Origin of the sequence: Qipengyuania sp. ASV99, from assembly GCF_047872805.1 — a bacterium.
Lineage (GTDB): Bacteria > Pseudomonadota > Alphaproteobacteria > Sphingomonadales > Sphingomonadaceae > Erythrobacter.
The window spans coordinates 605,196-618,770 of sequence record NZ_JBLQUK010000001.1; the positions used below are offsets into that span (position 1 = coordinate 605,196).

Consider the following 13,575-nt stretch of genomic DNA (forward strand, 5'->3'; position numbering starts at 1 on the left):
TTGTCGCAAAACAAAAGGGCCGCGCCCTTCGGCACAGCCCTTATCCACAATCGTTGGAGCTCGCTAGGTGAAATCCCAAGCGGGGATGCCCCGACCGCCGTTCATCCGGCGGAGAATCGGCCGAATCAGAGCGCGGCGACGCGCTTTGTCAGGCGCGACATTTTGCGCGACACGGTGTTTTTATGCATGACGCCGCGCGCAACGCCGCGCGCCATTTCGGGCTGAGCAGCCTTGAGCGCGGCCGCAGCGGCGTCTTTGTCACCCGCTTCGCAGGCGGCTTCGACCTTTTTCACGAAACCGCGAATGCGGCTTACGCGGGCACCGTTAACTTCGGCACGGGCATTGTTGCGACGGATGCGTTTGCGGGCTTGCGGCGAATTGGCCATATTTCTGTCTGTCTCGCGTTTGATGCGGGCCGCATAGGGCGACCGAATGAATTTGTGGTGTGTTCGAAAGCAGGCGCACGGAATCGGTGTCCGCGTACCGGAAAGCGCGCCACATAGGGTGCAGTGTGCGAATCGTCAACAATTCTTGGCGGATGCTGCGTTAACGCTGACACTTCGGGCAGAACCAGGTGCTGCGCCCGCCTTGCGCGATGCGGCGGATGGTGCCTTCATCCTCGCGGCGGCACGGCTCACCCTCGCGGCCATAGACATCAAAGCGAGTGGCGAAATAGCCCAGCTCCCCATTGGGCGCGGCATAATCGCGCAAGGTTGAACCGCCATCCGCGATCGAGGCTTCGAGCACTTCGCGGATGACCGGCACCAGCCGATTGAGTTGCGGCCCCGTCACCTTGCCCGCCGCCTTGCGCGGATGGATGCCCGCGCGCCACAGCGCCTCGCAGACATAGATATTGCCCAGCCCGGCGACGATCCGTTGATCGAGCAGGCACAGCTTGACCGATTGCACCTTGCCGCGAAACGCCGATTTGAGATGCGCAGCGGTCAGCCCCGGGCCCAGCGGCTCCGGCCCCAGCGCGGCAAATTGCGGCCAAGCGTCCAGCGCATCGCAGCGCACCAGATCGACCGAACCGAACCGGCGCGGATCGCACAGCGCAAAGCGGTGGCCTGCGGTCTCAATAATCAAATGATCGTGGCGGTCAGGCGCCTCCGGGTCGATCCGCCAGCGCCCGCTCATGCCGAGGTGAAAGATCATCGCCCACCCCCGGTCGATATGGATCAGCCCGTATTTCGCCCGCCGCGACAGGCCGGTGACCTGCGCGCCGGTCATCACCTGCACCAGTTCGGGCGGGAACGGGCGGCGCAGATTGGGGCGGTTGAGCGCAACCCGCTCAATCCGCTGCCCATCAAGGAACCGAGCGAGCCCCCGCACCGTTGTTTCAACTTCTGGAAGTTCTGGCATGTCTGTCTGGTTCGCTAACGCTTGCGTGCCGGGCGGTCCGGAACAACTGAACGAAGCGCTCTAACACCCTTTGCGCGCCGCACAATTCCATCTAGGGGACACGGCATGGATGAAAGCACCCCAATAAGCGAGGGCGAAGGCGACACCGTCTCCTTTGGCTATGAACAGGTGGCACCCGAAGAGAAAACTCGCCGCGTGGGCGAGGTGTTCTCCAGCGTGGCGCGCAAATACGACATCATGAACGATGCGATGTCGATGGGTATGCATCGCGGGTGGAAAGACCGCTTCGTCAAACGGGTCAAGCCGCAGCGCGGCGAACGCATTCTCGATATGGCGGGCGGCACCGGCGACATCGCATTCCGCATGGCCGACCGGGGCGCGGATGTGACCGTTGCCGACATCAATCAGGACATGCTGGATGTCGGCGCAGAACGCGCGATGGAACGGCGCGAGAGCGAAGAAACCGGCAGCCTCGTGTTCACTTGTCAGAACGCCGAAAAGGTCGATTTCGCCACTAACAGCTATGACGCCTACACCATCGTGTTCGGCATCCGCAACGTCACCTTCAAGGACCGCGCGCTGGCCGAAGCTTACCGCGTGCTGCGCCCCGGCGGTCGGTTTTACTGTATGGAGTTTTCGACCACCGAATGGTCGGGATTTCGGCAAGTCTACGATATTTATTCCGAACAATTGCTGCCGCGCATGGGACAGGCAATCGCGGGCGATGCCGACAGCTATCGCTATCTGGTCGAATCGATCCGCAAATTTCCCTCCATGCCGGAATTTGAAAGCATGATCCGCACCGCCGGTTTTGTGAACACGCGGGTCGAATCGATCCTTGGCGGCGCGGTTGCCATCCATTCCGGTTGGAAAGTCTGAACCGATGACCGCCCCTGCCACGCATCTGTTCCGCCTTGCGCGGTGGGGTATCACGCTGGCCCGGCGACGCGCGCTGGTGGGGATAGAGCAAGACCCCAATGCGCCCGCGCAGGTTCGGCGGCTGGCGCGGCTGGCGCGGCTGGCGACCTTCACCGGCAAACACGGTCCGCGCGATTACGCCGGGGCGTTTCGCGCGATCGGCCCCGCTGCGATCAAGCTAGGCCAGTCGCTGGCGACAAGACCCGATCTGGTGGGCGAAGAAGCAGCGCATAATCTGCTCAGCCTGCAAGACGATCTGCCGCCGGTCCCCTTCGCGCAGATCGAGGCGCAGATTGCCGCCACCTTTAATCAACCGATAGACACGCTGTTTGCCGAAATTGACCCCCATCCGGTCGGCGCAGCGTCGATTGCGCAGGTGCACAAAGGCGTGACCACCGATGGTCGCACCGTCGCCATCAAGGTGCTGCGCCCCGGCATCCGCGAAAAATTCGCGGCCGATATTCAGACCTATGAATGGGCCGCCGCGCATGTCGAGGCGATGGGCGGAGAGGCGATGCGCCTGCGCCCGCGCCTGACCATTGCCAATTTCAAACGCTGGTCGAATGCGGAACTTGATCTGCGGCGCGAGGCTGCTTCCGCCAGCGAATTGGCAGAAGAAATGTCGGGCGTCGCCGGTTACCGCATCCCGGCGGTCGATTGGGACCGCACCAATGGCCGGGTGCTGACCATCGAATGGGTCGACGGGGTCAAGATCTCGCGCCGCGATGAATTGCTGGCGCGCGGGCACGATCTGGGTGCCATCGCCAACAAATTGGTCATCAGTTTCCTGACCCAGGCGATCAGCGCCGGTTTCTTCCATGCCGACATGCATCAGGGCAATCTGTTCATCGAGGATGACGGCACGATTGTTGCCATTGATTTCGGGATCATGGGGCGGATCGACCGGCGGGCGCGGCAATGGCTCGCCGAAATCCTCTATGGGCTGACCACCGGCAATTACCGGCGCGTCGCGGAAATTCATTTCGAGGCGCAATATGTGCCCAGTTACCACTCGGTCGGAGAATTTGCGACCGCTCTGCGCGCGGTGGGCGAACCGATGCGCGGCAAGCCAGTGAAGGAACTTAGCGTCGGTCAGATGTTGGACGGGCTGTTTGCGATCACCCGCGATTTCGACATGCAGACCCAGCCGCATCTGTTGCTGCTGCAAAAGACGATGGTGATGGTGGAGGGGATCGCGACGCAGTTGAACCCCGATATCAATATGTGGGATACTGCTGCGCCTTATGTGCGCAGCTGGATCCGCGACGAATTGGGGCCAGAGGCGGCGGTGGCGGACCGGATCAAGGAAGACACCGAGACGCTGTTTCGTCTGCCGGGACTGATCCGGCGGCTGGAGGAGAAATTCCCGCCCAAAGGCGGCGCGCCCGAACCAGCGCCGCTGCCCGATATCCGTCTGCTCACCGACCGGCGAGCCAAGGGCGCTGGTGAGGGCGGCGGCTGGCTGGGATATTTCATCGCCGGACTGGTCGGCGCAGGCGCGGTATGGGGAGCGAGCCTCGCAGGGCTGTTCTAGGCGCCTTTTGGCAGCACCCGCGCGCCGATCAGGCCGAGCACGCCGAGCAGCAATTCCACCACCATCGGCGGCGCATAGCCTTCGAAACTGCCGTTGATCGACAGCGAGATTATCCGCGCGGCCAATGCCGTCAGCATCAAAGCCGCGCCGATGATCAGCGGATCGCTGCGCCGGGCCCATGCGCCCCACACGAAACACGCGCCGCCAACGCCGAAAAACGCGGTCATGTCGGCGCGGATCGAGGTGATGCCATGCGCGCCCGCGGCGGTGATCCCGAAATCGGCGCCGGACCCGGCCGGATTGGTCAGAAACCCGAATGCCATGAACACCAGCAGCAGCCCGCCCAGAGCCAGCGCCGTTCGCAGTGCAACAATCATCGTAAATCCCCTCTCGCACACAGCTATGGCCGGACGGGGCTCTAAGCACAATCTTAACCATCGTGTCCCAAGGCAAAGGCTGGACTTGGCGCGCGTGGGGCAGAACGCTAGGGAGTGATCGAAGCGCCTGAAAAATGGTGCAACGAGGAGTGTGACGGGGATGAGCGCAGCGAAGCCAAAAGTGCTTTCGCCAAAGGTGCTGTTGGTCGTAGGCGGCGGTATCGCGGCCTACAAATCGTGCGAGCTCGTCCGGCTGATCCGCAAGGGTGCCAATGGGGTTCAGGGCGATGTCACCTGCGTCGTGACCAAGGGCGGTCAGCAATTCGTCACCCCGATGTCGCTCGCCGCGCTCAGCGAGAACCAGGTTTACACCAGCCTGTTCGATCTCAAGAACGAGGTCGAGATGGGCCATATCGAATTGTCGCGGGAGGCCGATTTGATCGTCGTGTGCCCGGCGACCGCCGATCTGATGGCGAAAATGGCGGCGGGTATCGCCGATGATCTGGCGACCACATTGATCCTTGCCACCAACAAGCCGGTGATGGCGGTGCCCGCGATGAACGTAAAGATGTGGGAGCACGAATCGACGCAGCGCAACGTCGCATGGCTGAAAGATGCGGGCGTGACGGTGCTGCACCCGGACGAAGGGGCAATGGCCTGCGGCGAATTTGGCTATGGCCGCCTGCCCGAACCCCACGCCATCTGGCGTGCGATTGCCGCGCATTTCGGGATCGAGGTGGAGGACGAAACTGTTCCACCTGCCGCCGCGCCCGCCTTGGCGAATGATGCGATTGAGGCGCTTGAGCCCGAAGAGGCTGGTCCGATGGGCGGGCTGGGCGGATTGCTGTCGCGGATCATACCCCGTTCCACCGCGCGGCGCAGCGCCGAGGAAATCGAGGCAGAGCTTGACGAGGCTCCCGGTGAGGACGAATTCGGCGCCGCTGACGAAGACGCGGGAGCCGAGGAAGAGGTCGAATTCAACCCCGACTTCGGCGGGCCGCTGCTTGCCAGCAAAGGGGCTGGCAGGGCCGCCCCGCCGATGGACCCCGATGCGATCAATCACGAGGTCGACGACCGCAAGTCTGCGCCTGAAACCATCGCTGACGTCGAGCCGGAGCAGGCTGAAGCCCCTGCGGCGCGCAAGATCGCTGCGAAACAGGCTGCGCCGGGCAAACTCGCCGCAATTGAAGCCGATGAGGCAGAGGTCAGCGGGTTCATTGCCAATGCGTCGCATCAACCGCTCGACGGGCGGCATGTGCTGGTGACCGCCGGACCGACGTGGGAATCGATCGATCCGGTGCGTTACATCGCCAACCGGTCGAGCGGGAAACAAGGCTTTGCGATTGCCGCCGCTGCGGCTGCGCTGGGCGCGGATGTTACGTTGGTCGCTGGGCCCGTTGCGCTCAAAACCCCCGCCGGGGTGGACCGGATCGACGTCGAAAGCGCCGAGGAAATGGCCAGCGCGGTCAAGCGGGCGCTGCCCGCTGATGTCGCGGTGATGGTCGCTGCGGTCGCCGACTGGCGGCCCAAGGAATACCGGGATGAGAAAATCAAGAAACGCAGCTCTGCCCCTCCGGCGCTGATGCTGACCGAAAATCCCGACATATTGACCAATTTGGCGTCGGCATCGAACCGGCCTCAACTGGTGATCGGCTTTGCCGCCGAAACCGAAAGCGTGCTCGACAACGCCAAGAAGAAACGCAAGCGCAAGTCCTGCGACTGGATCATCGCCAATGACGTTTCGGGCGACGTGATGGGCGGCGATGCCAACCGCGTCCATATCGTCAGCGCCGACGGGGTCGAAAGCCTCGATGAAATGCCCAAAGGCGAAGTGGCGATGGCATTGATGGAGCGGATCGCGGCGGCGCTTTCGGCAGAGGCGGCGCAGTGAATGAGCCGGTGACGGTTGCGATCAAGCGGCTGCCGCACGGGCAGGGCCTGCCGCTGCCTGCCTATGCCACCCACGGTGCAGCGGGGATGGATGTGGTCAGTGCGGAGGATGTGACGCTGGCCCCCGGCGCGCGGCACGCGGTGGCGACCGGCCTCGCGCTGGCAATTCCGCAGGGCTATGAAATTCAGGTCCGCCCGCGTTCGGGCCTCGCCTTCAAGCACGGCATCACCGTGCCCAACACGCCCGGCACCATCGACAGCGATTATCGCGGCGAATTGAAGGTGCTGCTGATCAACCACGGGACCGAGGATTTCGCGGTGCAGCGCGGCGACCGCGTGGCGCAATTGGTGCTCGCCCCGGTGGTGCAGGCCAAGTGGGATGAGGTGGCTGAGCTGGACGCGACGACACGGGGCGCGGGCGGTTTCGGATCGACCGGCGGACATGCGGGGCTATAGTTGTTTGCGCTTCCACAACAAAAAGGGCGGCGCTGATCCCTTGCGCCGCCCTGTTCGTCCCGTCCAAGGGTATGTCTGAGCCGCTCTGCGTCAGTTGGCCGCGCGCACCGTCTTGCCGTCTTCGCGGATGGTGATGCGCAAGGTCTCGCCCGAATTGCCGGGGAAATCGGTGAAGATCGCATCGACGAGGTTCGGCACCAGCGCCTGCAAACGATTGGAACTCGACACGGCCTGAGCCTGCCCTTCGAACAGGCGCTGTCCGGTGCTGGCGTTGTCGATCTTCAGATCAATGTCGCTGGTATAGACGGTGTAACTGCGCACTTCCGGTCCGGCGAGCCATGGATCATAGAACCCGAAAGCATAGCTGCGGCGGAAACCGCGTGCACCATACACGCCCCACGGGCTAAAGAATGGATCGGCTGCGATCCCGCTGCTGCGCACCCGTTCGCGGCCATTGTCAACGCCGTAATCGAACCGGACGAGCAGGTTTGCGGTCTCTGGTGAAGCGACGCGATTGTATCCCAGCTCTGCCATTTCGGCGGCGACCAGATCGGCATAGAGGGCAAATTCCAGCCCGCCAGCCAGCGCCGGATCGTCCGCTACGACGGCAAATGTCTGACCTTGCGGCGCGGGCAATTGTGCCTGAAACCGCGAGACATCCGCCTGAAACGTGGGCGCGCAAGCACCCAGTCCGACAGCGAGCAGACCCGCAAGGCCAAACCTGCGGATGCGACTCATCAAGGGGGATGGCGAAGTCATAATAGCGATCTCCATGGCATATCCTTTATTAAATCACCAGCGCGGCGTAGCGCCGCAGCGATTGCGCGCGGAGCCAGCGGCAGCCTGTCACAAACTATGCCTGAACCTGAGCTGCAAATCTGACGGCGACCTGACAGTCCAGAGCGAAGCATAACCGGATCGGCTGAACCACGCTTTAACGCACAGCAAGCGCCGTCAGCCGCGCACCAGTCCCAGCGCCTTGTAGGCGGCATCAAGCGTCGGAGTGCCGCGTTCGCGCGCCTGCGCCGCGCCGCGCGCGAGGATCGCATCCAAGGCCTCCTGATCGTCCTTCAATTCCATGAAACGCGCGTTGATCGGGGCGAGCGTCTCGATCAGCACTTCGCCCAAGGCAGGCTTGAACGCGCCGAAACCCTGCCCGCCATGATCGCTGAGCACCTGCGCCGCGGTCTGCCCGGTCAGCGCGGCATAGATGCCGACAAGGTTCTTCGCCTCGGCCCGGTCCTCCAGCCCCTTCTCCTCGCTCGGCAGGGGCTCGGGATCGGTCTTGGCCTTTTTGATCTTTTTCATAATCGTGTCGGCATCATCGGTCAGGCTGATCCGGCTCATGTCGGAAGGATCGGACTTCGACATCTTGGCCGACCCATCGCGCAGGCTCATGATCCGCGCGGCGGCGGGCGGGATATAGGGTTCGGGCAGGGTAAACAGCGGTGCATCTTCAGCACAGAAATCATTGTTGAATTTCTGCGCGATGTCGCGGGCCAGTTCCAGATGCTGTTTCTGATCCTCTCCCACGGGAACATGCGTCGCCTGATACAGCAGCACGTCGGCGGCCTGAAGGACGGGATAGGTGAACAGCGCGACCGATTGGCCTTCGCGGTTTTTGCCCGCCTTGTCTTTCCACTGCGTCATGCGGTTCAGCCAGCCCATCCGCGCGGTGCCGTTGAGCAGCCATTGCAATTCGGCATGGGCGGGAACCTGCGCCTGATTGAACAGCACGGTTTTGGCCGGATCGACCCCGCAGGCGACCAGAGTGGCGACCATTTCGCGCGTGTTCTGGGTCAGTTCGGCGGGCGAATGCGGCTGCGAAATGGCGTGCAAATCGGCCAGGAAGATAAAGCATTGACCGCCCGCCGCGTGGGCTTCGTCCTGAAGCTTCACGTAATTGACGATTGCGCCGAGGTAATTGCCCAGATGCGGTTTTCCGGTGGGCTGAATGCCAGAGACGACACGCATGTTAATTTGCTCTCTTTGTAAGGGCGGCGATCCGCTGACGGTCGATTGCGCCGACCGCAAAGGCGATGCCGAAATAGACGATAGCCGCCGCGCCCACGAGCGTCAGCAGCGCCGCCAGCCGCGCAAACAGACCGGCGGAATACCACGGCGTTAGCAGGTCGGCGGTGTAGAACAAGGCCGCGCCCATCGCCGCCGCCGCAAGCCCCTGCCGTGCGATCCGCAGCACCAGCATGGGCGGCACGCGGTAATGCCCGCGTATGGCCAGCACGATCATCAGGAAAGTGACATTGATCCACGCCCCGATGACGCTGGCAAAGGCGACCCCGACCACGCCGTAAGTGTCCAGCAGCGCGAAGTTAAAGCCGATGAACACACCCAGCGAAATAAACGCCGCGACCACCGGCGTGCGTGTATCGGCGCGGGCGTAGAAATTGGGCACCAGCACCTTGACCAGCACATAGGCGGGCAGGCCCAGCACCAGCGCCGCGAGCACTTGACCGGTCGATGCAGCATCGGCCAGATCGAACCGTCCGCCCTGGAAAATCATGGTCACGAAGGCTTCGGCGCAGATTGCCAGCGCGACCGCCGCGGGGATCGTCAGCAGCATTGCCAGTTCAATGGCATCGGACTGAATGCGGTCCGCGCCCTCCTTGTTGTCGCTGCCCACGAATTTGCTCAGCGTCGGCAGGATCGCGGTCGACAGCGCGATGCCGATGATGCCGAGCGGCAATTGGTTCAGCCGGTCGGCATAATTCATGTAGCTGACCGAGCCGTCTTCAAGCTGGTTGAGGAAATAGAGCTGCACCAGCGTGTTGATCTGATACGCGCCGCCGCCAATCGCCGCGGGCAGGGCAATGATGCCGAGCCGCTTTACCTCTGGCGTGATGCGCGGCAGGCGCAGCTTCACCTCGAAACCTTCGGTCCTGACCCAGTAATACAGCCACGCCAGCTGCATCATCCCCGCCCCGGTCACCGCCCAGGCGATGCCATAGGCGATTTGTTCGACACTCGCCCCGGTGGTGCTGGCAAACCATTCGCCGGTCAGCAGCGCAGCGATCAGCACGATGTTGAGGATGATCGGAAAGCTTGCTCCGGGCGCAAAGCGTGACACCGAATTGAGCATTCCGGTGAACAAGGTCACCAGGCTGACCAGCACGATATAGGGAAACATGATCCGCGCGAAATCCACTGCGAGATCGAACCCGGCGGGATTGACCGGCTTGTCCGCCAGCAGCCAGATCACCCCCGGCATGACGATTTCAAACAGCGCCACCAGCGCGATCAGCACCGGCAACAGCACGCTCAGCACGTCGGCGGAGAAGGAACGGGCCTCCGCCAGCCCTTGTTCCGGCGTGTCCGCGCCGTGCAGACGCTTGGAAAACATCGGCACGAACGCGGCGGAAAACGCGCCCTCGGCAAACAGGCGGCGGAACACATTGGGGATGATGAAGGCCTGAAACCACGCATCGGTCACCGCATTGGCGCCGAGCACACGGGCAAAGATCATCTCGCGCGCCATGCCGGCAATTCGGCTCACCAAGGTGAGCGAGCCGATTGTGCCGACATTTCTGAGCAGGCTCATGGCTTTCAGGCCCGCCTTGCTATGGGCTTACGCGTCGCCGCTCGGCGCGGGCGCATCACCGGCGGCTGCCGCTTCCTGCGCGCGCTTCGCCTGAAGCTGCTGGATATAGAGGCCGTTGAAATCAATCGGGTCCACCATCAGCGGCGGGAACCCGGCATCGCGCACGGCATCGGCCACCACCCGGCGGGCAAAGGGGAACAGGATCCGCGGAGCCTCTGCAAACAGAAACGCATGCGCCTGATCCTCTGGGATGTTGCGCAGGCCGATCAGGCCGCAATAGGACAGTTCGACAATATAGGCTGCGCCCTTTGCAGTGGTGGCAGTGATGTTGATCTTCAGTTCAACCTCGGTCACCTGATCGCCCTTGGGCTGCGCGCCAATGTTGAATTGCACATCGACCTTTGGCGCGTCGGTCCATTGAAAGACGTCCGGCGCGTTGGGGTTTTCGACCGACAGGTCTTTCACATATTGGGTGATGATCCCGGCGGCGGGCAGATTGTCCGCGCCATTGGGGCCTGCTGCCTGATTGTCCAGATCGGTGAGGATGTCGCCTTCGTCGGCCATGGTCGTTTCGTCTTTCGCGTTGTCGGTTCAAATTTCGTGCGGCGCGCTATACGATGCGCCGGTATTGGATGGATGCAAGGTCCGCGCGCCTAGCAGGGGCGCGGGTGGCAGGCAATGGGGCGACTGCAACGCGCGAAGGTTGCATGACTGCCACGAAACGCCGGGAAATTGCTGCCTTGTTACGCCGAAAAGACGTTGGCGAATTGAATTTGATGCCTATTTGTGGGACGAGACTCATCTTGATGGTGCGTCAGCCGTACCTAAGGGCATTCAAAGCCGTTTGTTTGCCTGCCCGGCATGCACAATAAGGATCAGGCGTTCAATTATAAGCGCCGAAAGGATATCAGGTACTATTGTGATTCTAGAAATCGTCATCCTCGCCATGATCGCCGCATTTCTGGGGCTGCGCCTGTATTCGGTGCTTGGCCGCCGGGCTGAGCATGAGGAGGAATCCATCCCCCAGCGCTTTGACGCGGGCGACAATGCTGCAGCGCCGGGCTCGCTGGCACCGCATGCGGTACAGCCGACGCCTCCACGCGCGATCGAGCTGGAGGGCGTGATGCCCGCGGTGGAACGCGGTGTGCGCGAAATCGCCAGCGCTGACCGCAATTTCGATATTGCGCAATTTGTTGAAGGCGCGCGCGGGGCCTATGAAATGGTGCTTGAGGCGTTTTGGAAAGGCGACCGCGAAACGCTCCGTGATCTTTGCGATGACGACGTTTACGAAGGTTTCGTCGCGGCCATCGACGCGCGCGAGGAAGCTGGGCACACGCTTGAAAACAAACTTATCCGGATCGAGGAAACGCGTGTTCATTCCGCGTCGCTGGATCGGCGGATGGCGCGGATTGCTGTGCTGTTTGTTGCCGACATCGCATCGGTGACGCGTGACAAGGACGGCAATCTGGTCGCGGGCAGCCTTGATGATGCCATCGAAAGCCGCGACGTCTGGACCTTCAGCCGCAATGTCGGATCGGGCGATCCCAACTGGCTGCTCGACGAAACCGACGAAGGCTGACCCTGTGTCTTTGGGGGCCGCCGGCAACGCCGATGTCATTCGGCTAGGCGGGCCCGATGCGCGCCGCCGCAGTCTTGCCTCGATAGCCGGCGGCGCGGCTGGTCTCGCCGCCTCGCTCGCGATCTTGAGCGCTTGCGCGATCATCCCGAAAAGCACCCCGCCGGGCCCCGCCGTGACCATCCCTCCCGCCGCGACAGTGATCAGCGCCGCCATGGCGGGGGTGACCCGCGGCCCCAGCGTCGGTGCGCTCGGCATAGGCCGCGAGGATGCGGGAACCGCGCTCGCCAGCTTTGTCGAATCCTGCCCGCAATTGCTGCGGCGCGATGATGTGAGCGGGCTTGCCTATGGGGCCGATTGGCGCCCCGCCTGCGACGCCGCGCTGGGTTGGCCGATGAGCGACGCTCCGCGGTTCTTCCAGACCCATTTCGAAACCGCGCGGGTCGCCGATGGCAGCGCCTTTGCAACGGGATATTTCGAACCCGAAATCGCGGGGTCGCGAACCCGCCGACCCGGCTATGACGTGCCGGTCTATGCTCTACCCGATGATCTGGTGCGCGCCTGGCCAGCAGGCACTCCGCCAGCCGAACGCACCGGGCGCGCACCGCTGGGCCGCTATGACCGCAATGGCAATTTTGAACTCTATCCAGATCGTGCAGCGATAGAGGACGGTGCGCTCGACGGCCGGGTGCCGGTGATTGCCTGGGCGGCTGACCCGGTGGAGTTTTTCTTCCTGCAGATTCAGGGCTCGGGCCGTCTGCGCACGCCTTCGGGCGAGGTGATCCGTATCGGTTATGCCGGCCAGAACGGGCGCGGCTATACAGGGATCGGCGGGGTGATGCGCGAACGCGGATTGCTGGGCAATGGTTCGGGGCAATATCCGGGATCGATGCAAGGCATCATGGCCTATATCCGCGAAAACCCGCGTGAGGGCCGCGAGCTGATGCGCCTCAATCAAAGCTGGGTGTTCTTCCGCGAGCTGACCGGAGACGGGCCGCTGGGCGCTTTGGGTGTGCCGGTGCGGCGGCAGGCTTCGGTTGCTGCCGATCCCGCATTTGTGCCGCTGGGCGCGCCGGTGTGGCTCGATATGGATCGCAGTGAGGTCGATGGCCTGTGGATCGCGCAGGACACCGGCGGCGCGATCAAGGGGGCAAACCGGTTTGACACCTTTTGGGGTGCGGGTCTGGATGCGCGCGAAATCGCAGGCGGCATGAGCGCGCGCGGGCAGGCGCTGCTGCTGCTGCCCAAAGGCACGGTCGACCGGCTCAATTCGGCGCGATGACGGTTTCCCGCAGCCCGCGCGGCCTGAGCGCCGAAGAGCAGGCGGTATGGGCGCGGCTGGCGCAAAGCGTGACGCCGCTGGCCGGGCGCAAGGTGCCGGGTGTCGGGGGGGCGGACCAGACCCCGCCCAACCTCGCACCGAAGCCCGCTCACAAGCCGGTAACCAAACCCGCGCCAAAGGCTCCCTTGGCGAGGCCAGCCATACCCAAGCCGTCCCTGCCACCGCCTCCCCGGCGGGCGTTCAATTCGCAGCTTGATGGACATTGGAACAGGCGGCTCAAATCGGGCGACATTGCGCCCGATTACACGCTCGACCTGCATGGCCACACGCTCAACAGCGCGTTTGCGCGGATCATCAGCGGGCTGGATCAGGCGCGCGCGATGGGCGCGCGGGTGGTGCTAGTGATTGCCGGGCGCGAACGGCCCGTCGATCCTGCGGACCGCGCCGACAAGCGCGGTGCAATCCGCGCCAAGCTGCTCGACTGGCTCGCCGCGAGCCATCACGCCGACGCCATTGCCGCAGTGCGCCGCGCGCATATAAGGCATGGCGGCGAGGGCGCGCTCTATCTGGTGCTGCGCCGCGCATAACAGCAAACGGCGCCGGAGTTTCCTCCGGCGCCGCAGC

General features: G+C 63.4%; 14 protein-coding genes. 7 read left to right on the forward strand and 7 right to left on the reverse strand.

Translation table 11 applies throughout. The annotated features are described in order from the left end of the window. Positions 1-125: 125 nt before the first annotated feature. A complete protein-coding gene (gene rpsT, locus ACM64M_RS03045; protein ID WP_416227156.1) occupies positions 126-386 on the reverse strand; it encodes a 30S ribosomal protein S20 in 261 nt (86 codons plus the stop codon). A gap of 160 nt (positions 387-546) precedes the next feature. Continuing rightward, a complete protein-coding gene (mutM, locus tag ACM64M_RS03050) occupies positions 547-1,362 on the reverse strand; it encodes a bifunctional DNA-formamidopyrimidine glycosylase/DNA-(apurinic or apyrimidinic site) lyase (RefSeq protein WP_416227157.1) in 816 nt (271 codons plus the stop codon). A gap of 105 nt (positions 1,363-1,467) precedes the next feature. Here mutM and ACM64M_RS03055 point away from each other — a divergent pair, with 105 nt between their 5' ends. Next, positions 1,468-2,241, forward strand: a complete 774-nt coding sequence (locus ACM64M_RS03055) for a class I SAM-dependent methyltransferase (protein ID WP_416227158.1) — start codon at positions 1,468-1,470, stop codon at positions 2,239-2,241. A 4-nt stretch (positions 2,242-2,245) separates the two neighbouring features. Continuing rightward, complete coding sequence (gene ubiB / locus ACM64M_RS03060) at positions 2,246-3,814, forward strand: 2-polyprenylphenol 6-hydroxylase (RefSeq protein ID WP_416227159.1); 1,569 nt, start codon at positions 2,246-2,248, stop codon at positions 3,812-3,814. Here ubiB and ACM64M_RS03065 read toward each other — a convergent pair. Further along, on the reverse strand, positions 3,811-4,191 hold the full coding sequence (locus ACM64M_RS03065) for a DUF4345 family protein (RefSeq protein ID WP_416227160.1): 381 nt from the start codon (positions 4,189-4,191) through the stop codon (positions 3,811-3,813). The two genes, ubiB and ACM64M_RS03065, sit on opposite strands and share 4 nt — an antisense overlap. Before the next feature lie 160 nt (positions 4,192-4,351). Between ACM64M_RS03065 and ACM64M_RS03070 the strand changes: the two genes are divergently transcribed. After that, positions 4,352-6,082: a phosphopantothenoylcysteine decarboxylase gene (locus tag ACM64M_RS03070; protein ID WP_416227161.1), complete on the forward strand. Its 1,731-nt coding sequence runs from the start codon at positions 4,352-4,354 to the stop codon at positions 6,080-6,082. Further along, on the forward strand, positions 6,079-6,537 hold the full coding sequence (gene dut, locus ACM64M_RS03075) for a dUTP diphosphatase (RefSeq protein WP_416227162.1): 459 nt from the start codon (positions 6,079-6,081) through the stop codon (positions 6,535-6,537). Before ACM64M_RS03070 ends, dut begins: the two co-directional genes overlap by 4 nt. A gap of 90 nt (positions 6,538-6,627) precedes the next feature. On the opposite strand, the gene ACM64M_RS03080 is transcribed toward dut, so the two are convergent. The 4 genes from ACM64M_RS03080 to secB all read right to left on the reverse strand — a co-directional run bounded on the left by ACM64M_RS03080 (position 6,628) and on the right by secB (position 10,657). After that, positions 6,628-7,296: a DUF4136 domain-containing protein gene (locus ACM64M_RS03080; protein ID WP_416227163.1), complete on the reverse strand. Its 669-nt coding sequence runs from the start codon at positions 7,294-7,296 to the stop codon at positions 6,628-6,630. A 195-nt stretch (positions 7,297-7,491) separates the two neighbouring features. Continuing rightward, positions 7,492-8,511 (reverse strand): tryptophan--tRNA ligase, encoded by a 1,020-nt coding sequence (gene trpS, locus ACM64M_RS03085; RefSeq protein ID WP_416227164.1) that lies wholly within the window; start codon positions 8,509-8,511, stop codon positions 7,492-7,494. 1 nt (position 8,512) lies between these two features. Then, entirely contained in the window at positions 8,513-10,093 is a 1,581-nt protein-coding gene (murJ, locus tag ACM64M_RS03090) for a murein biosynthesis integral membrane protein MurJ (protein WP_416227165.1), read from the reverse strand. A 27-nt stretch (positions 10,094-10,120) separates the two neighbouring features. Next, positions 10,121-10,657 (reverse strand): protein-export chaperone SecB, encoded by a 537-nt coding sequence (gene secB, locus ACM64M_RS03095; RefSeq protein ID WP_416227166.1) that lies wholly within the window; start codon positions 10,655-10,657, stop codon positions 10,121-10,123. 355 nt (positions 10,658-11,012) lie between these two features. On the opposite strand from secB, the gene ACM64M_RS03100 reads away from it, so the two are divergent. The 3 genes from ACM64M_RS03100 (at position 11,013) to ACM64M_RS03110 (ending at position 13,538) form a co-directional block, all read left to right on the forward strand. After that, positions 11,013-11,672: a Tim44/TimA family putative adaptor protein gene (locus ACM64M_RS03100; protein WP_416227167.1), complete on the forward strand. Its 660-nt coding sequence runs from the start codon at positions 11,013-11,015 to the stop codon at positions 11,670-11,672. 172 nt (positions 11,673-11,844) lie between these two features. Continuing rightward, on the forward strand, positions 11,845-12,951 hold the full coding sequence (locus ACM64M_RS03105) for a murein transglycosylase A (protein WP_416227168.1): 1,107 nt from the start codon (positions 11,845-11,847) through the stop codon (positions 12,949-12,951). Continuing rightward, the gene (locus ACM64M_RS03110; protein ID WP_416227169.1) at positions 12,948-13,538 is read left to right on the forward strand and encodes a Smr/MutS family protein; all 591 of its coding nucleotides are present in this window, start codon (positions 12,948-12,950) and stop codon (positions 13,536-13,538) included. Before ACM64M_RS03105 ends, ACM64M_RS03110 begins: the two co-directional genes overlap by 4 nt. Positions 13,539-13,575 lie beyond the last annotated feature (37 nt).